The sequence below is a fragment of the Treponema sp. genome (assembly GCF_024696245.1).
Classification (GTDB): domain Bacteria; phylum Spirochaetota; class Spirochaetia; order Treponematales; family Treponemataceae; genus Treponema_D.
The window spans coordinates 1-17702 of the sequence record NZ_JAILGZ010000026.1 but is presented as its reverse complement, the minus strand read 5'-3'; the positions used below and the strand labels follow the sequence as shown (position 1 = coordinate 17702).

Annotated in this window: 18 protein-coding genes and 1 pseudogene; 8 read left to right on the top strand and 11 right to left on the bottom strand. The window is 39.2% G+C overall.

What is annotated here, in order from left to right; all coding sequences use genetic code 11:
* Together K6D58_RS02045 and K6D58_RS02040 are read left to right on the top strand one after the other, a co-directional pair.
* Window positions 1-243, top strand: a pseudogene (locus K6D58_RS02045) (ABC transporter ATP-binding protein); the annotation flags it as partial.
* A gap of 79 nt (window positions 244-322) precedes the next feature.
* Window positions 323-1306 (top strand): calcium/sodium antiporter, encoded by a 984-nt coding sequence (locus K6D58_RS02040; protein WP_296827044.1) that lies wholly within the window; start codon window positions 323-325, stop codon window positions 1304-1306.
* A 25-nt stretch (window positions 1307-1331) separates the two neighbouring features.
* Here K6D58_RS02040 and K6D58_RS02035 read toward each other — a convergent pair whose 3' ends face one another.
* The 5 genes from K6D58_RS02035 to K6D58_RS02015 all read right to left on the bottom strand — a co-directional run bounded on the left by K6D58_RS02035 (window position 1332) and on the right by K6D58_RS02015 (window position 5516).
* Window positions 1332-1991 (bottom strand): potassium channel family protein, encoded by a 660-nt coding sequence (locus tag K6D58_RS02035; protein WP_296827043.1) that lies wholly within the window; start codon window positions 1989-1991, stop codon window positions 1332-1334.
* Window positions 1992-2021: 30 nt separating this feature from the next.
* The gene (locus K6D58_RS02030; RefSeq protein WP_296827041.1) at window positions 2022-3410 is read right to left on the bottom strand and encodes a TrkH family potassium uptake protein; all 1389 of its coding nucleotides are present in this window, start codon (window positions 3408-3410) and stop codon (window positions 2022-2024) included.
* 220 nt (window positions 3411-3630) lie between these two features.
* A complete protein-coding gene (locus tag K6D58_RS02025) occupies window positions 3631-4743 on the bottom strand; it encodes a CobW family GTP-binding protein (RefSeq protein WP_296827039.1) in 1113 nt (370 codons plus the stop codon).
* Between the two features lie 75 nt (window positions 4744-4818).
* Window positions 4819-5121, bottom strand: coding sequence for a hypothetical protein (locus tag K6D58_RS02020; protein WP_296827037.1), 303 nt, complete (start codon window positions 5119-5121; stop codon window positions 4819-4821).
* Entirely contained in the window at window positions 5103-5516 is a 414-nt protein-coding gene (locus K6D58_RS02015; protein ID WP_296827035.1) for a Fur family transcriptional regulator, read from the bottom strand. The genes K6D58_RS02020 and K6D58_RS02015 overlap by 19 nt, the downstream gene beginning before the upstream one ends.
* Before the next feature lie 149 nt (window positions 5517-5665).
* Between K6D58_RS02015 and trhA the strand changes: the two genes are divergently transcribed.
* From trhA to K6D58_RS02000, 3 genes are all read left to right on the top strand, one after another.
* Entirely contained in the window at window positions 5666-6583 is a 918-nt protein-coding gene (gene trhA, locus K6D58_RS02010; protein ID WP_296827033.1) for a PAQR family membrane homeostasis protein TrhA, read from the top strand.
* A gap of 174 nt (window positions 6584-6757) precedes the next feature.
* The gene (locus K6D58_RS02005; RefSeq protein ID WP_296827031.1) at window positions 6758-8434 is read left to right on the top strand and encodes an AMP-binding protein; all 1677 of its coding nucleotides are present in this window, start codon (window positions 6758-6760) and stop codon (window positions 8432-8434) included.
* A 37-nt stretch (window positions 8435-8471) separates the two neighbouring features.
* On the top strand, window positions 8472-10742 hold the full coding sequence (locus tag K6D58_RS02000) for a GGDEF domain-containing protein (RefSeq protein ID WP_296827029.1): 2271 nt from the start codon (window positions 8472-8474) through the stop codon (window positions 10740-10742).
* 72 nt (window positions 10743-10814) lie between these two features.
* Here K6D58_RS02000 and K6D58_RS01995 read toward each other — a convergent pair whose 3' ends face one another.
* Together K6D58_RS01995 and K6D58_RS01990 are read right to left on the bottom strand one after the other, a co-directional pair.
* The gene (locus tag K6D58_RS01995) at window positions 10815-11459 is read right to left on the bottom strand and encodes a TetR/AcrR family transcriptional regulator (protein ID WP_296827027.1); all 645 of its coding nucleotides are present in this window, start codon (window positions 11457-11459) and stop codon (window positions 10815-10817) included.
* A gap of 27 nt (window positions 11460-11486) precedes the next feature.
* Complete coding sequence (locus K6D58_RS01990; protein ID WP_296827025.1) at window positions 11487-12383, bottom strand: LysR family transcriptional regulator; 897 nt, start codon at window positions 12381-12383, stop codon at window positions 11487-11489.
* Between the two features lie 141 nt (window positions 12384-12524).
* On the opposite strand from K6D58_RS01990, the gene K6D58_RS01985 reads away from it, so the two are divergent.
* Window positions 12525-12842: a hypothetical protein gene (locus K6D58_RS01985; RefSeq protein ID WP_296827024.1), complete on the top strand. Its 318-nt coding sequence runs from the start codon at window positions 12525-12527 to the stop codon at window positions 12840-12842.
* Window positions 12843-12869: 27 nt separating this feature from the next.
* The gene (locus tag K6D58_RS01980) at window positions 12870-13391 is read left to right on the top strand and encodes an SGNH/GDSL hydrolase family protein (RefSeq protein ID WP_296827022.1); all 522 of its coding nucleotides are present in this window, start codon (window positions 12870-12872) and stop codon (window positions 13389-13391) included.
* Between the two features lie 98 nt (window positions 13392-13489).
* On the opposite strand, the gene K6D58_RS01975 is transcribed toward K6D58_RS01980, so the two are convergent.
* Together K6D58_RS01975 and K6D58_RS01970 are read right to left on the bottom strand one after the other, a co-directional pair.
* Window positions 13490-13969 (bottom strand): glutathione peroxidase, encoded by a 480-nt coding sequence (locus K6D58_RS01975; RefSeq protein ID WP_296827020.1) that lies wholly within the window; start codon window positions 13967-13969, stop codon window positions 13490-13492.
* A 143-nt stretch (window positions 13970-14112) separates the two neighbouring features.
* A complete protein-coding gene (locus K6D58_RS01970; RefSeq protein ID WP_296827018.1) occupies window positions 14113-14685 on the bottom strand; it encodes a hypothetical protein in 573 nt (190 codons plus the stop codon).
* Window positions 14686-14723: 38 nt separating this feature from the next.
* On the opposite strand from K6D58_RS01970, the gene K6D58_RS01965 reads away from it, so the two are divergent.
* Complete coding sequence (locus K6D58_RS01965; protein WP_296827016.1) at window positions 14724-14846, top strand: hypothetical protein; 123 nt, start codon at window positions 14724-14726, stop codon at window positions 14844-14846.
* 251 nt (window positions 14847-15097) lie between these two features.
* Here K6D58_RS01965 and K6D58_RS01960 read toward each other — a convergent pair whose 3' ends face one another.
* Entirely contained in the window at window positions 15098-15433 is a 336-nt protein-coding gene (locus K6D58_RS01960; protein ID WP_296827014.1) for a PqqD family protein, read from the bottom strand.
* Window positions 15417-17321: an OPT family oligopeptide transporter gene (locus K6D58_RS01955; RefSeq protein ID WP_296827012.1), complete on the bottom strand. Its 1905-nt coding sequence runs from the start codon at window positions 17319-17321 to the stop codon at window positions 15417-15419. The genes K6D58_RS01960 and K6D58_RS01955 overlap by 17 nt, the downstream gene beginning before the upstream one ends.
* Window positions 17322-17702: the final 381 nt, after the last annotated feature.

The following is a 17702-nucleotide window of genomic DNA, read 5'->3' as shown; positions in this document are numbered from 1 at the left end:
CTTATTCTGGATGAAGCAACCAGTGCCCTTGATACAGCAACAGAGGTAAAGATTCAAAATGCCTTTGATGCTCTGGCAAAGGGCCGTACTACTTTAGTAATTGCCCACCGTCTTTCTACTATTAAGAATGCAGATATGATTGCAGTTGTTGATGACAAAAATATAGAAGAATGTGGAAGTCACGAAGAACTGCTGGCAAAAAACGGCAAGTACGCTGCCCTGTGGAATAATCAGGTTATATAAATACAGGCTGTCTGTCCCCATAAAAGTTGACAACTTCAGCCTTAAATGATAGTTTCAAACAAATGCGAGGTTATTACTTATGATGCTTTTTCTTAACATTTTACTTTTGCTTGTTGGTTTTGTTGCCCTTATAAAGGGAGCAGATTTTTTTGTAGACGGAAGTTCTTCCCTGGCAAAGATTTTTAAGGTACCGGGAGTTATTATCGGTCTTACTGTAGTTGCCATGGGAACTTCCCTTCCTGAACTTGCTGTAAGTACTTCCGCAGCCCTCAGGGGATCCAACGAAATTGCCATCAGTAATGTTACAGGCTCAAATATTTTTAACATTCTTTGTGTTTTAGGTTTCTGTGCCCTGATTCATAAAGTTCCGGTAAACCCTTCCATTCTTAAAAGGGATTACCCTTTCTGTATCCTTGTTTCTGTATTTGTACCCCTTGCAGCAGCATTCTCCAGCATAACAGGGGGACACTTCTTTACCCTTAAAATGTCAGATAATGCCGGAATTGTAAGCCGCTGGATTGGAATTGTCCTTCTTGTTCTTTTTATAAGCTACATTCTTTTTCTTATTCACGATGCAAGAAAAAATCCCCTTGAAGAGGATGAAGAAACAAAGAGCCTTTCCCTTGCAAAAAGCCTTCTTCTTATAATCGTAGGTGTTGCAATGATTATTGGCGGCGGACAGGCTGTTGTTTACAGCGCCCAGTTTATTGCCCGCACTTTTGGAATGACAGAAACCCTTATTGGTCTTACAGTTGTTGCCATTGGTACTTCCCTTCCTGAACTTGTTACTTCTATAGTTGCAGCCCGCAAGGGAGAAGTAGATCTTGCCGTAGGAAATGTTGCCGGTTCAAATTTATTTAACCTGCTTTTTATCCTTGGTGTTTCTTCTACAATTCATCCTGTAGCAGTTAATGCTGCTGCAGTATACGACCTGGCAATCATGCTGGCAGTTACTATTGTGTCATGGATTTTCTGCCTTCCAAAAAAGACACTTGTACGCTGGCAGGGTCTCTTTATGATTCTTGCCTACGCAGCAATCACTGTCTTTGCTATTGTAAGGTAAATTAAGGGCTGTATTTTTTTACAGCCTAGACCACAATATTTTTATCAAGTTTTTCCAGATTGTTCTTATGAATGAGCATGAGGATTGGTACTCCTGCCTTTAGAGGAAGATCTGGATCAACAAATTCTTTCTGGCTGCCGTCTTTTATGGCAACTACGTTAACGCCGTACTTTTTTCTTAGGTCCAGTTCCTTAAGGGTTTTTCCTATCCATTTTTCTTTTGCTTCCATTTCTACAAGACAGAGGTTTTCATCAATTTCAAAGTATTCAAGAAAATTACTTGCAATCAAACTTCTTGCAGTATGAATGCCGCTTTCCTTTTCCGGATAGATTATCTGGTCAGCACCTATTTTTGTAAGGACAGCCCCCATTCTTTCGTTACCGGCTTTTGCTACAACTTTTTTTACTCCCGATTCTTTTGCAATCATGGTACACATAATGCTGGCTTCAAGATTAGTTCCCATAACTACAACTGCACAGTCAACATGAGAAATGCCGATTGCCTTAATGGCAGCAGTATCAGTTAAATCTGCAGTAATGGCTGTTGATGCCTTTGCAGAATATGCTTCTGTTACCTCTTCACTGTTATCAACAACAATTACATCAGCTCCAGCATCTATAAGTTTGTCTGCAACTGCCTGACCAAATTTTCCAAGACCAAAAACTACAAAAGAATTGTACTTCATATTTTCTTCTCCCCTGTTCAGTTTTATAAACTAACCTACGATATAATGTCCGTTAGCATATTTAATTTCGTTTTTATCAGAACGGCTGATATTAAAGAAAAGAGCCATGGAAATAGGTCCTATTCTTCCTGCATACATGCCTGCCATTACAACAAACTTTCCCGCTGTATTAAGACTGGCTGTTAAAGAGCGGGACAATCCTACGGTTCCTGTTGCACTAAAGATTTCAAAAACAGATGCCAGTAAAGGTGCATTTGAAAGCTGCATAAGTAAAATAATCAGAACAATTGTTACAAGAAGGTTTGTCATAAAAATAGCATGAGCCTTGTTTATAAGTTTGTCTGACACTGCCCTGTTAAATACAACCGGCTCAGTTCTGTTTCTTATAAAAGAAGTAAGGTTAAGTAATACAACAAAAACAGTAACTGTCTTTACACCACCTGCCGTTCCTACAGGAGAGCCTCCGATAAACATAAAGATGCAGCCTGCAAGACAGGTAGAAGGAGTAAGGGCCTCCTGAGGTACTGTTGCAAAACCTGCTGTCCTGAATGTTACTGACTGAAAAAAACTTACCAGTATTTTATTACCCAGCGTCAGGTTTCCGATAGTTGCCGGATTATTCCATTCAAATAAAAGAACCAAAAGAGTTCCTGCCACAAGAAGAATAAGTGTAAGGTTTATTACCAGCTTTGTGTGTTCCCCAAGATTCCTGAAAAATATTTTGATACCAAAACCCTTTCTCCAGGACCTTTTAATATTTTCAAGACAGTCAAACCAGACAACATAACCAAGTCCGCCAGAAACAATTAAAAAAATCGTAATCAGGTTAAGGGGAATATTTGTCTGGTAATCAATAAGGGAATTACTTCCTATAACATCCATTCCGGCATTACAAAAAGCAGAAACTGCATTAAAGACAGAAACCCAGATTCCTTTTAAAAGCCCAAAGCGGGGAATAAAAATAAAGGCATACAAAAAAGCCCCCGCCCCTTCTACAATAAAGGAACCCTTGATTACTTTTATTAAAAAATGTGTCAGCCCCTGTATCGAAGAAAGATTGTAATAGTCCTGAATTAAAAGACGGGTTCTTAAAGTAAACTTCTTTTTAAGCATCATCATTATTGATGAATAAAGGGTTATAACTCCAAAGCCCCCGATCTGAATAAGGATTAAAATTATAAACTGCCCTAAAAAAGACCAGTGGGAAAAGGTATCAACTACAACAAGACCTGTAACACAAATGGAGGTAGTGGCAGTAAAAAGGGCTGTAATAAAACCAGTCTCCTTTCCCTCTGCACTGGCAGCAGGAATCATTAAAAGAAGGCTTCCTGCAAAAATGGCAGCAAGAAAACCCAGTACGATTATTTGTGTAGACGAGAGTCTTCTTTTTTTAATTTTTTCTTCACTAACTAATCTCAAAATTTTACCTGTGTTTTAAAAATATAAGGATAAGATAATTGTATAATAAAAATTCCCTGTAGTCATCAGAATAAAAAACTCACAAAAAAAAACTTCACAGAAACCGGATTCCATAAGAGACCCCGGCCCCTGTGAAGCATAACTATTTTTTAAATACTATTTTTTTTCTATAGGAGAATTTTTACTTCAGTATTAAAACCACCATTTAAGTCCCGGCTTTTTAAGCAAGACATTCTTCCAGGCGAGATACAATCTTTGCCTTGTTATAGTTCTTTCCGATAAAGACAATCTGATTAATTCTGTCTCCGTATACAGGATCCCAGGTATTTCTAAGATCTTCATCATCAGCAAGACATTCTTTCTGAGTAGCTTCGTCTAATGCTGCAACCCAGTAGGCAACTGCCATAACCGAAGAGTTCCTGCCAGCCTGTTCAAAGAGGAGTACGTCTTCCGGTCTGTCCTTAAACCAGATATAACCCTTTGCACGGATAAGTTCCTTGGGAAAGTCTTCTTTAATAAAAGTCATAAACTTTTTCTGGTCAAATGGCTTTTTGTATTCATAAGAGAAGCTTGAGATACCATATTCATCAGTAAATCCCCGGTCTGCCTGGTTAAGGGAATTAATTGCCTTCTGAATTGCAGAAGATGAATCTACCATTTCGTAATTGAATTTCTGAGTAGAAGTAATGCGGTCAATTTCTACCTGACCCTGAGTTGTCTTAATGATTTCTGCCTTAGGCTGGAAGTCACGGATAATCTTTATTACCTGTTCAATCTGTTCTTCATTAAGAAGGTCCAGTTTGTTAAGTACGATTGTGTTGCAGAATTCAATCTGGTCTACGATAAGTGTAGTAATGTCGTTGGAAGCAAGATTGTTGGCATCCTTTTCATCGTAGTTCTGAAGGTTTGTCATAAATTCCCTGTAGATACGGTCTGCATCAACAACAGTAACAATGTTAGACAGATAAACATTTGTATCAGGCTGAGCATCTTCATAAGCAAGGAAGGAAGCTGCAATTGCACCAGGGTCACTGATTCCTGAAGCTTCTACAAATACAGTTTCGATTTTGTCATTTTCAGAAATCTTTTCTACCTGCTTGATAAATTCTTCCCTCAAAGTACAGCAGATACAGCCGTTCTGCATTTCGTACATTTCACTCTGGGCAACAGCAGAGCCGTTCTTTTTAATAATGGCAGCATCGATATTAATGCTTCCCATATCATTTACGATAAGGGCAACACGGCGTTTTTCCTGACGTAAGATTTCATTTAAAAGTGTTGTTTTTCCTGAACCTAAATATCCTGTAATAAGTGTAACTGGTTTTTTACTCATAATAATTTCCTCTGAGAATATAAAAATTTAATCTTTACCAGGCTAAGCCTGCATTGTAATTAATATCCCGGAGGCCTAATCATTAAGACGGATTTTTTGAGTAATAAGGGTATATGGACATAAAAGAAATTTTTTAACTGCTGAATCAAGGGGAATGGCAAAAGCACTGAATTCATAAAAAAAAGCTGCAACTGTTAATGCAAAAGTTAAAAGCCTTATGTTCTGCTGACAAATCTGAATTACATGACAGATATGACAGTCTTTGCCACTACAGTCATGATGAGCTTCGTGGATTCCGTAAAAAATGGAAGAGGATATAAAAATGATTAAAAAGACTGCAAAAAATGCCCTTAGCTTTTTTACTTTTGTTTCCTGCATTTTGAACAAATTCCATTCAGCGTAGATATATTTACGTTAATCTCAATCCCCAGATCCCTGGAAATGGAATCCAGATATTCCTTAGTCTTCTCATCAGAGAGATGAATTACAGAACCACACTTACAGCATCTAAAGTGCATATGCTCGTCACAGTGATTCTCTTCTTCTGCTGTCTGATAAACATACCCGTCACTTACCACAGACTTGCTTTTAATCAGTCTGCCTGCTTCTGTCATTTTATCCAGGTTGCGGTAAACAGTAGTTTTGTTTACATCAAATCCCCTTTCCTTTAAAAAGGCAGATAATTCACCGGCTGTAAAACCGCTGTCAATTTTAGAGGCTATAAATTCAACTATAAGGTCCGAAGTTTTAGTATGGTATGACTTTTGCAACATGGTTGCATTTTATAAAGCAAAAAAGCATTTATGTCAACTGAATAGCAATAAATAGCACCAAATATCAAGAAATATCAACCAAAAGGCGAATTTTGTAACTCTACGGTTCGTAGGTGGTGGGATTAAAAAAAATCCTGTATTCTAGGAGCATGGATCAGGTTAAAATCGGAAAATTCATACAGACAGTAAGAAAAGAAAGCGGATATACCCAGAGCCAGCTTGCACAGATGCTTAATATCAGTGACAAGACAGTAAGCAAATGGGAATGCGGCAACGGGCTTCCGGAAGTCTCCCTTATGCTTCCTTTATGTGACAGCCTTAAGATAAGCGTTAACGAACTTCTCCTTGGAGAACGTATTACCGCTGACAACTATAAAAAAGAAGCAGAAAAAAACATTCTTGCGGTAATGAAGGAAAACCAGGATATAGTAAAACGCTATTCCAGAAAAGAAGAAATAGGCAGTGCCATCTCTCAGGGAATCGGAGCCCTTCTCTCCTGTGCAGCAATTCCCCTTCTTATAGTGAATGCTGTTACAAACCTTATGAAAGGGTCCCAGGCTCTTGCAGTAGTAAGCATGGCAGTCTGTGGTGCAGCTATGTTCATTCAGTATCTCTTTTCTACCCTTTACCACAGTCTTACTCCGGCAGGTGCAAAAAAGGTCTTTGGTATTCTTGACCACTGTTCCATTTACGTTCTTATTGCAGGAACCTATACTCCCTACTGCCTTGTAGCTCTTGGAGGGGCTTTAGGCTGGACTTTATTTGGAATTGAATGGGGACTGGCCGTTACAGGCTGTACCTTCTATGCCATATTCGGAAGCAAAATGCGCTGGCTTTCTGCAGTAACATACCTTCCAATGTCCTGGGCAATTGCAGTTGTATGGAACAAGCTTACCATGACCGTACCTTCGTCAAGTTCCATATTCCTTCTTATCGGGGGAATCCTCTACACCATGGGCTTTATTTTCTATTCACTTAAAAACGTAAAATTCAATCAGGTAATATTCCATTTATTTTCACTGGCAGGAACTGTATGTCACTTCTTCAGCTTATGGTTCATGTTCTAAAAAGGAGATACTTAAATGACAGAAAATTACAAATACTATTACGAAGATGACGGACGGCAGCAAGGTAACCCTTATTGGCAGCAAATGCCCGCCGGACAGTGATAAAAAAGAAACTTCATTTGAAAGCGAACTTTACTTTTAACAATAAATATTCATAAAAAATGGAGATGTAAAATGAATCTTTTATCAGAATTTATAGAAAACTATCACGAATACAAAGACTACCAGGATATGCATGACAACTACAGGCTTAAAATTCCTCAGGACTTTAACTTTGCCTATGACGTAATCGACAGATATGCCAGGGAAGTTCCTCAAAAACGTGCCATGGTATGGTGCAATGACGAAGACGAAGAAAAAAGCTTTAACTTTGCAGAAATCTCCAGGGACAGTCAGAGGGCTGCCCACTTTTTAAGCCGCCACGGAATAAAAAAAGGTGACGTTGTAATGCTTATCCTCCGCCGCCGTTACGAATTCTGGTGGTTACTGCCTGCCCTTCACAGAATCGGGGCTATTGCCGTTCCTGCTACAAACCAGCTTTTAAAGCATGACATTGTTTACCGCTGCAATTCCGCAGAAGTAAAGATGATTATTTCCTTTGACGATGGTCATGTAATCAAAGAAATAGAAGAAGCCGTAAAGGAATGTCCTTCCGTAAAGGAACTGGTTTCCGTAAAAGGCATTAATCCGGGCTGGACTGACTTTCATAAAGAAATGGAAGCCCTTCCGGAAGAATGCAACGTTTTTGCCCGCCCACAGGGAGAAAATGCCCTTCATAACGACGACACCATGCTTATGTACTTTACCAGCGGAACTTCAGGTTATCCGAAAATGGTAATGCACGACTACACTTATCCACTCGGCCACATTACTACTGCAAAATTCTGGCAGAACGTAATTGACGACGGACTTCATATAAGCGTTGCAGAAACAGGCTGGGCTAAAGCTGTCTGGGGCAAAATCTACGGTCAGTGGATTGCAGGAAGTGCAGTATTCGTATACGACATGCTGGCCTTTACACCGGACCTTTTCTTTAGAAAGCTGGCTCATTATAAGGTAACAACCTTCTGTGCCCCTCCAACAGCCTACCGCTTTCTTATCCGCCAGGATTTGTCAAAGTACGACCTGTCCAACCTTAAGTACTGCGTTACTGCAGGAGAAGCCATGAACAGTGAAGTATTCAACAAATTCTACGAAAAAACAGGCATTAAGATTTACGAAGGCTACGGTCAGACAGAAACAGCCATTCTTGCAGGAACTTTCCCTGGAATGGAAGTAAAGCCTGGCTCTATGGGTAAAAGTGCCCCTGGTTTTGACCTTCAGATTGTAAATTCCGAAGGAAAGCGCTGCCAGAGTCTGGAAAACGGAAGCCTTAAAATACGTATTGCAGAAGGAAAGCCGGCTGGGCTCCTTAAAGGCTATTATAAAACCCCAGAACAGACAGAAGCTGCCCTTGGTGGTGAATGGTATGACACAGGAGACACAGCCTATTACGACGACGACGGCTATATCTGGTTTGTAGGAAGAAATGACGACCTTATTAAAAGTACCGGTTTTAGAATCAGTCCTTTTGAAGTAGAAAGCGTCCTTCAGCAGCACCCTTCCGTTCTGGAATGTGCAGTAACCGGTATAAAAGACCCTAAGCGCGGTCAGGTAGTAAAGGCAACTGTGGTTCTTACAAAGGAATATAAAGCCAGCCGTGACATGGAAGTTGAATTAAAGACTTTCGCAAAAGAACACCTGGCCCTTTACAAGATTCCCCGGGTAATTGAATTTGTTGATGAACTTCCTAAGACAATCAGCGGTAAAATCCGCCGTGTTCAAATAAGAGAAGAAGATTCCGGCAAATAATTTTGTTTTTTCCCACATTCTGAGTTATGATTAGAGTGTGGGATTTATTTTAAAAAAGAGGATTAATCCTAGGAAGTTAAGATTCATCTCTACTCTGGCAGTAAGCGGCCTTTTAATGATTCTGGTCTTTATTCTGACAAGCTTTACCATGAATAAGTCACAGAATCAGGCAAAAGACAGGTATGTAGAAAGCTGTATTACTACCCTGGAAGGCTACTCAGAAGCTGTTTACTTCTATTTTGAAAATTTCCGCACATCACTGAATTCAATATTTGACAAAAACCTCTTTTCTTCAATAGAACCGTCCATAATTCAGGAATGGATAAACCTTAACAAGGACTTTATGCACAAAGACATTGATACGGTTTTCTATGTTAACTCTGATAAAACAGGATACTTTCCAAATAATGTAGTCAGGGACTTAAAAAACAGGGAATATGTAAACAAGGAGCTTTACAAGCCTGACACTCCATACTACATAAGCAATGTAATCTATTCAGAATTTGCCAATGCTCCGGTACTTATAATGTGCCTTCCTTATTTTAATGAATCAAATGAATTGAAGGGCCTTCTCTGCGCCGGAATTAAACTTGCTTCCATAGAAAAAATCATTGATAAAATTCAGATTAAGGGCAAAAACTTCGTCTATCTTCTGGATAAAACAGGAAGATACGTAATTCACCCTAATAAAAGCCAGATAGGTCTTTCTTATGTTCCTTCACAAATAGAATATAAGGATATTTCTACAAATTATGTCAGCAACAAGGGCTTTGGTATTTTAGAAACCATAAATGACGACAATGTTCTGGTAGACCTTTACTTTAATAAAGTAGCCGACTGTAACCTTACCCTGGCTATAGCCTTTCCAAAAACTCAGCTTGAAGAGATTTACAGCCAGCAGAAGTCTACAAAAATTACAATTCTGGTTATTTCCATACTTTCCCTCCTTATTTTTGTTTTCCTTGAGACTTCCCTCCTGGACTACTGTTATAAAAACCAGCTGATCAGTTCAGTTTATGACTCCCTTACCAACCTTTTTTCAAGGCAGCATTTTGAAAAACTGGCAGAAAAGCAGATTAAAAAGAATCCTAAGTCAAAATTCATGCTTATCGAAGCTGATATCCGTGGCTTTAAGTTTATAAATCAGAATTACGGCGAAGAAGCGGCAGATAAAATGATTTTCTACTTCTCAACCCTGCTGAATAAGGCAGTAGCTCCCTACCGTGCCATAACCTGCCGTGGTTACGCTGACCACTTCTTTATCCTTATAGAAATCCACAATGTTTACAAAGCTATGTCAGGCTTTAAAAGCCAGACTGAATTCATTAATAACGAAATAAAGCGCTACGATATTCCTTTCTTCCCTAAATACGGAATTACCTTCTTCCGTCAGGAAAAAAGACGGCCGGTATCTGTAAAAGAGCTTATAGGCCAGGCCAGCTTTGCAAAAAGCACAATTAAGGGCAATATGCTCCAGTCCTTTGCCATTTACAACTCCAGGCTGCTGGATAAGGCTAACGAAGAACACTATATGGAGCACCGAATGGAAAATGCCCTGGAAAAAGGTGAATTCTTTGTGGTTTACCAGCCTAAAATTCACCTGGCCGATGACAGAATTGCCGGAGGAGAAGCCCTTGTAAGGTGGAGAACCAGGGAATTTGGTATTCTTACCCCGGATAAATTCATTCCTCTCTTTGAACGCAACGGATTTATTACAAAACTGGACTTTTACGTATACGAGCAGGTATTTAAATTCCTGGATGCCCAGTTAAAGGCCGGAAAACCTGTAGTTCCTATAGCCGTAAACATGAGCCGCAACCACAATAAGCCGGATAAATTCATGCACGACTTTATGACCCTCTTTAACAAATACGATATTCCCCCAAACCTGGTTCAGGTAGAAATAATCGAGCGTTCCGTAATGGATTCTGACACCCTTTGCGAAATCACGGAAAGGCTTCACGAAAAAGGCTTTACGGTAGCTATGGATGACTTTGGAAGCGGTGAATCTTCCCTTAACATGCTTACAACTGTACCTGTAGACGTACTTAAGTTTGACCGCTTCTTCCTTCTGTCAATTATGGACGAAAAAGGTGCCCTTGACGAAAAATCCGCCCGCTTTATCAGCAGCCTTATTGATTTAAGTAAAACCCTGGAAAAGAAAACTATTTTTGAAGGCGTAGAAACAGTCCAGCAGAGGGACTTCCTTAAGGAAATTCGCTGTGACCAGGTTCAGGGCTACTTCTATTCAAGACCTTTAAGCGAAAAAGACTTTGTTGACTTTATAAACAGCAATTTAAGTGTATAAAATTTCATACATCTTAAGAAAATATCGGAAAATTCATAGGGAATCCAGATAGATTCACGAAAAAACCCCTTTTTACCTGCCGCTGTGCTCAATATCCACATTAAATAAACAGGACCAGCCCCCTGTGTAAAACTTTCTTAAGAGGGCAATTCTTCTTTCTGCCACCTTTCTGTCCATATCATGGGCTACAATTTCAAAAAAAGAAGACATAAAACCGCTGGCTATCATATGAAAAAGCCCCTTATCCAGGTTTTCTTCATCTTCTATTTTCCCCAGTTTATACATGGTTCTGGCAAAATCTTCCGTAGAATCCACTTCTTTTTGTATCATTTCGTGAATAAAGTTTTCGTAACAGGTTCCCTTGGAACTGCAGATAAGTATTTTGGAACATTCATAATCGCCGTAAATAACATCCAGCATCAGACTGATACAATCCACAGTCAGGTCATTCATTTTGCTGTATTTATCTTCCGGGTTAAAATTGTAATAGGAATCAATACCATTGTTATAAATGGAAACGATTTTTTTAGCATGCTCCCCTACAATCTCTTCAAAAAGAGCTGTTTTATCTTCAAAACGAGAATAAATCGTACCTGTAGTAACACCGGCATTTTTAGAAATAGTCCTTAAACTGGCCCCTGTAAATCCCTTTTCAAGAAATTCCTTACGGGCACTGAGCATTATTTTTTCGTAAACACCTGCTTTCTGAATAGCCATAAACAGACTAATTGTACTACAAATTGCCTATAAATTCATCTGCTCTTCACTTTCCCTTGCGGCATATTCAAAGTAGCCCTTAAGGAAGGTAAAAAAAGCCTCTGCCTTGGTATTATCAGTCTTATTTTTCTTAAATGTAATAAGAATATCGCGGCTGCACTTTGGGTCAGTAATAGGAATAAGCTTTACCCTTTTTGTATTTATCCTTTCCCAGCTGAAGGCAGGCCAGAAACCAATACCCATATTTGCAGAAATCATGTTTTTTACAGCTGCCGGACTGTCACTTTCAAAAATAATGTTAGGCTTTACCCCGGCATTACGGCAGTACTTATCACAAATAGCACGCATCTGCTTGGCACCGGACAAAGAAATAAAATCCTCGTTCTTTACATCTTCAAGACGGACACTACTGATATTCTCAAAACGGCTGATATTAGGAACTGCCAGGTAAATATTTTCCGTGCAGACAAAAACACTGTCTTTTTCTTCTACGGAATGCTGGTAAAAAAGCTTTGTCGTTACACATATATCATTAAGGTCATTTTCTTCGTTCTGGGTAAGCTGAATATGCAGGGAATCATCGATTTTCTGGTACTCAATAATGGCTTCCGTTACAAGATTGGATGCAGCCAGTACATTCAGGTGAATTGTATTGTTCTCTATGTGGCTTAAGGCATGAAGCTGGTCCGGAAGATCATAAATTTCTGCTAAAAGAGGCTCCAGCTTTTCATAAAAATAGCGGCCGTATTCCGTAAGAACGATATTGCGGCCCTTTGTTGCCAGGAGGGGAACTCCCAGTTCTGATTCCAACCTGTGCATGGTCTGGGTAAGGGCCGGCTGGGCTATATGAAGTTCTTCTGCAGCCCTGGTTATATGCTGAAGCTGGGCTACCTTAATAAAATACCTTAATTGTGTTAATTCCATAACTTTAACCTTATGAATCTAATTTTAATCAATAAGTTTATAAATATCAATATGATATAAATAATATATTATACATTATTATTTCAAATGGCTATATTAATTCACGAAAGAAAGAAATAAAGATTTTTTGGAGGTAGTTCAATGTCTGAATTATTGGAAGCCGGAATGCTTATTTGTTTTGGTCTGTCATGGCCAATGTCCCTTGCAAAGAATATTAAAGCCCGCTCTGCTAAAAACATGAGTTTTCGCTTTATTATGCTTATAATCCTGGGTTACATTGCAGGAATCGGTGCAAAAATCATTAACGGAATTTACAATTACGTCCTTGCAGTTTACTTCCTTAACCTTGTAATCGTAGGTGCAAACCTTGTTGTTTACTTTATTAACAAAAACTACGACCGTCAGAATGCAGAACGCCCAAGACTCAGTCTTCAGGAAAATTTAAAAGAAGCAATCTAAAAACACATAAAAAACAGAGGTAAAAGAATGAAAAACTTCAGCGGAATGAACAAATTGAGTAAGAAAGGACAGACAGTTTTCTTTGGTTCTACTTCCCTTTCTCAGATGGATTTAGGTGACCTTATGGGAAACAGCTGCAGTACACATATCTATAACCGCAGCAAAGACGGACTTACAATCGACCGTGCCCAGAAAGAAATGGAAGAATGTGCCTGTCAGCTCCAGCCTTCCCGCCTTTTTATCAACATTGGTGAAGAAGACATTGAAAAGGAAGACTTTACAATTGACGGATTTATCTCTAAATACGAATGGCTTTTATACCAGCTCCACACCCGCTGTGATACCTGTACCCTCTACATTATTTCTGTTATGTCTGACAGTCCAAAAACTGCAAAAGTTAACCGTGAACTCTCAAGACTTGCTAAAGATACAGGCTGTGTTTTTATTAACGTTGCCCACAACACACCATGGAGTTTTCTTGCTTCGGTAAAACCTTTTATCAGGTCTTTTCCGATTTCCTTTGCGGAAGCAATGCAGTATGCCGGCTGATCGCCCAATCACCAGTATACATGCTTCAATAATATAACCTTAGTTAGCCGGTTCTTGCTGCATTCCCGACCAGAATACAAGTAAGGACCGGCATTTTTTTATTTTTCCAGAAGAGTCCTTACATAATCATCAAGCTTTTCCGGAGTAGCTGTAGGTGCAAATCTGGCACTTACACTTCCGTCTTTTGCAATAAGGAACTTTGTAAAATTCCACTTAATTCTTGAAGAAAGAAAGCCCTTTTTCTGTGACTTAAGGAAGGTATAAAGAGGAGCTTCGTTTTTACCGTTAACATCGATTTTAGCAAACTGAGGGAAAGTAATACCAAACCTGCCCTTACAGTAAGTATGAATCTCTTTATTAGAACCAGGTGCCTGATTTAAAAACTGGTTGCATGGAAAATCAAGGATTTCAAAACCTGCATCCTTGTATTTCTTATACAAAGATTCAAGGCCTTCATACTGAGGGGTAAAACCACAGCCTGTTGCAGTGTTTACAACAAGAACAACCTTTCCCCTGTAATCACTTAAAGAAACTTCTTTTCCATCCATTGTCTTAACTGAAAAATCATAAAATGACATGCTTTTAGCCTCCTGACAGATATATTTATATCACTGATTTTAATTTATGTCAATTAAATTGTATACAATTATTTATATATTTTTTCTCACCTCTTTTTTTTCAGGGGGAATCCCTGTTTTTATACAGAAATCCCCCCTCTCTATTAATAGTTTTCCATTACATAAGCTTTAAATTTTGACCAGGTTAAGCCGGATTTTTTTCTTAAAACAGAAATAATTGTGGCACAAGGATTCATACAGTTTTCCTCATCTTTCCATTTTTTTATTGCTTCTTCTTCTGTAAGGCCTTCATAATCTTTATTCTTCTGAGCAACGATAATTCTATTTTTCGCAACAATGGGTTTTATAATTTCCTGATAAATCCTTTCTTTTTTTTCTTTTCTTGCTGCAAATACCTCACCCCAATATTTATCCTGTTTTTCAAGCATTTCTACAGCCTTTTTTTCTGCATTGCTTTCCATTTCCTTAAAGTTTTCACTTACAGGAACTTTTACCTTCATATAGGTGTAATTATAAGAGTTATAAACCCTGTCCCATACAAGTTCCTTAAAATCATAAGCCTTTATCTTTTCATCAAAAAGATCCGGAGACACATATTCAATTCTTTCTCCTGCGGAAGAACCTTTTACTCTTTCCAGAGACTCTTCATCAAGCCGCCATAATTCAAGAAAAGTTCCTTCCTTGTTCCTTGCCTTCATAACTACATACATGTCCATAGTTAGTCACTCCTTATAAAATTAAATAAGAAGCCAGTATGAAAAAACTACGCAGGACGCAGTTCTTCCATATAAGAATTAAAAAGAGAATTTTTATTTTAGAGATTCATAAAAAAGCCCTTAAAAAAACCCTGGCTTTAATTGGATTTTCCCCCGGGTAAAAGAGAAATCCTTATAAAAAACATTCTACACTGTCTGATTATTCTTTTCAAGGAGCACTGACAGCAGCCGCAAGCCCGGCACCCCCCCTGTTTACAAAGCAGCCCGGCCCTCTTTACATAAACAAGCCCCAGTCAACATCACAGCCTGCACCGCCGGCAACCTGAGACAGCCCCTTTAAAAAACAAAAGCCCTCTGCACAAAATGTAAGATACACTTGTACAAAGGGGACTGTTTATAAAAAAGCTTTAATTCAGACCTTTTTTATAAAATTATAGGATAAAAGCATTTTCATATACTGAACAAGCCTTGGATAAAGGGGTTCTGCCCTCTCCCCAAAGTGTTCCTTTACCTTTAAGCCCAGCTCCTGAACATTACGGGAGCCGTCTATAAGGGGCCAGATAAAACTGCCGAATTCTTCAAGATGCACCTGAGAAAAAACAGGTTTTCCAAAGAAGCGCTGCATTATCCTGTTAAAAAAGCCTTTATTTTCTACAAAAATGGTAACTCCGCCCTGAGAATCTGTTTCAGAGCGAAATTTTTCATTTTTTTCAAATACCAGGTCCAGAAAATTACTCTGCTTTTTCATTCTTTTTCTTTGGATTCAATCCGTAAAGAAGGATGAAAGTTACAATTGCAGCAAGGGCAATAATACTTCCAGGAAGCCCTGTGTTAAATTTAGCGCCAAGGTTAATTTTGTCAGCAAGCTTTGTTACGGCAAATACTGCAAGAAGAACACCTACAAGACCTTCACCAGCAATCATACCTGAGCAGAAGAGAACTCCGCCTGAGCTTTCACTTGAAGAAGCTGCATTGCGCTTGTCAATAAACCAGCGTAAAAGACCACCAATCATAATGGCAGCTGTAAGTTCAAGAGGAAGATACATACCGATTGCAACAGGAAGTGCTGGTACCTTAAGGATTTCAAATGTAACGGCACTAAATGCACCAATAAAGATAAGGGCCCATGGAAGGTTTCCTGACATAACTCCTTCTGTAACAATCTTCATAAGGGTTGCCTGTGGAGCAGGAATTTCTGCAGAGCCAAAGCCCCATGCCTTGTTAAGGAGAACAAGGATTCCGCCAATAGTCAGGGCAGAGAAAATTGCTCCAAGGAATTCACCAATCTGCTGCTTTTTAGGAGTTGCACCAAGAAGATAACCTGTCTTAAGGTCCTGGCTCATGTCACCTGCAAGAGCTGATACGATACAGATAACTGCACCAACAGTAATTGCACTGATCATTCCGTGGGAACCTGTATCTCCAGAAAGCTTAAGAAGTGAAGTTGCAATAAGAACAGTGGCAATTGTCATTCCGGAAACAGGGTTATTGCTTGAACCTACAAGACCAACCATTCTTGATGAAACTGTAGAGAAGAAGAAACCGAATACTACGATAATAAGGGCACTTACAATACCTGCCTGAATAACAGGAAGAAGCCAGATTGCAAGGATAATAAGGAGGCTGCCGATAAGAACAACCTTTATGCTGATATCCTGTTCAGTACGTTTAGTTGAATCTGCACCAGCTGAACCCTTAAGTCCTTTAAGGGCACCTGCAAAAGTCCTAACGATAAGAGGAAGGGACTTAAGAAGGCTGATGATTCCGGCTGTAGCAAGGGCACCTGCACCGATATATCTTACATACTGAGACCAGATTGCACCGGCTCCAGCACCTGTATAAAGGTCAGAAATAGAAACATTTGCAGGGAAAAGCACTGAACTGCCGCCAAAAGTTACGATTGCAGGAATAAGTACAAACCATGCAAGGATACCGCCGGCAAAAGTAAGGGCCGAGATACGGGTTCCGCAGATATATCCTACGCTGATAACGGCAGGATAAAGTTCAGTAGCAAAAAGAGTCTTAAATTTATTAAGAGGTACTTCAATTACACCAGGAATAACCTTAAGACCGTCAATAATAAACTTAAATACAGCAGAAATTGCCATACCAAGGAAGATAATCTTAGACTTTGAACCGCCTGCCTGATCTTCACCGGCAAGAAGAACTTCTGCACAGGCCTGAGCTTCCGGATAAGGAAGAACGCCATGTTCCTGTACAATAATTGAATTGCGGAGAGGAATCATAAAAAGAACGCCAAGAAGAGCACCACATAATGTAATTAATGTGATTGCAAGAAGACTAGGCTCCCCTGTTACACCCTCTTTTGCCCAGAGGAAGAAAGCAGGCATTGTAAAAATAGCACCTGCTGCAACTGACTCACCGGCAGAACCGATAGTCTGAACCATATTGCTTTCAAGAATAGAGTTCTTTTTAAGAATAATACGGGTAATACCCATTCCGATAACAGCGGCAGGAATAGAGGCAGAAATTGTCATTCCTACACGAAGACCAAGATAAGCATTTGCTGCACCAAAGATAATTGCAAGCAAAATACCGGTAACTACAGAAGTTACTGTAAGTTCCGGAGTGATTTTTTCAGCCGGTATATACGGCTTAAACTCGTTATTTTCCATAGTAACATATTATGGCATGAAGAAAAGAATTTGTGCAATGACATTGCAAAATATTTCATAGTTTATTGAAAAATATTCATCATTAGAAAAGGCGAATAATACGTCGAGTCAAGGCACGCTCACGCTTAAAGCCTTGACTTCGCCGTTTTGAGGGTTTTGTAATAAACCCTCAATAAAAAAAGCGGTACCCCTTTAAGAGATACCGCTCATTCAATTAATAATTATTCTTACTCAACTGCACCCATTGTAAGGCGGATTGTCTTTGTATAAGAAGAATCACTGCCCAATGTCCAGCTGAAGCATGCAGCACTGTCTGTTCCGGAAGAAAGACTGCTTACTGCTGTAGAATCAAAGATATTTTCGTAGAAATCTCCGCCGTCG

Bases quoted from the DNA above. Each gene is read 5' to 3' on its own strand.
- K6D58_RS02025 (WP_296827039.1), bottom strand. From the start codon at position 4,743: ATGAGTAAAAAACCAGTTACACTTATTACAGGATATTTAGGTTCAGGA.
- K6D58_RS02005 (WP_296827031.1), top strand. From the start codon at position 6,758: ATGAATCTTTTATCAGAATTTATAGAAAACTATCACGAATACAAAGAC.
- K6D58_RS01995 (WP_296827027.1), bottom strand. From the start codon at position 11,459: ATGGCTATTCAGAAAGCAGGTGTTTACGAAAAAATAATGCTCAGTGCC.
- K6D58_RS01985 (WP_296827024.1), top strand. From the start codon at position 12,525: ATGTCTGAATTATTGGAAGCCGGAATGCTTATTTGTTTTGGTCTGTCA.
- K6D58_RS01980 (WP_296827022.1), top strand. From the start codon at position 12,870: ATGAAAAACTTCAGCGGAATGAACAAATTGAGTAAGAAAGGACAGACA.
- K6D58_RS02015 (WP_296827035.1), bottom strand. From the start codon at position 5,516: ATGTTGCAAAAGTCATACCATACTAAAACTTCGGACCTTATAGTTGAA.
- K6D58_RS01965 (WP_296827016.1), top strand. From the start codon at position 14,724: ATGAAAAAACTACGCAGGACGCAGTTCTTCCATATAAGAATTAAAAAG.
- trhA (WP_296827033.1), top strand. From the start codon at position 5,666: ATGGATCAGGTTAAAATCGGAAAATTCATACAGACAGTAAGAAAAGAA.
- K6D58_RS01970 (WP_296827018.1), bottom strand. From the start codon at position 14,685: ATGGACATGTATGTAGTTATGAAGGCAAGGAACAAGGAAGGAACTTTT.
- K6D58_RS01960 (WP_296827014.1), bottom strand. From the start codon at position 15,433: ATGAAAAAGCAGAGTAATTTTCTGGACCTGGTATTTGAAAAAAATGAA.
- K6D58_RS02040 (WP_296827044.1), top strand. From the start codon at position 323: ATGATGCTTTTTCTTAACATTTTACTTTTGCTTGTTGGTTTTGTTGCC.
- K6D58_RS02035 (WP_296827043.1), bottom strand. From the start codon at position 1,991: ATGAAGTACAATTCTTTTGTAGTTTTTGGTCTTGGAAAATTTGGTCAG.
- K6D58_RS01990 (WP_296827025.1), bottom strand. From the start codon at position 12,383: ATGGAATTAACACAATTAAGGTATTTTATTAAGGTAGCCCAGCTTCAG.
- K6D58_RS01975 (WP_296827020.1), bottom strand. From the start codon at position 13,969: ATGTCATTTTATGATTTTTCAGTTAAGACAATGGATGGAAAAGAAGTT.
- K6D58_RS01955 (WP_296827012.1), bottom strand. From the start codon at position 17,321: ATGGAAAATAACGAGTTTAAGCCGTATATACCGGCTGAAAAAATCACT.
- K6D58_RS02020 (WP_296827037.1), bottom strand. From the start codon at position 5,121: ATGCAGGAAACAAAAGTAAAAAAGCTAAGGGCATTTTTTGCAGTCTTT.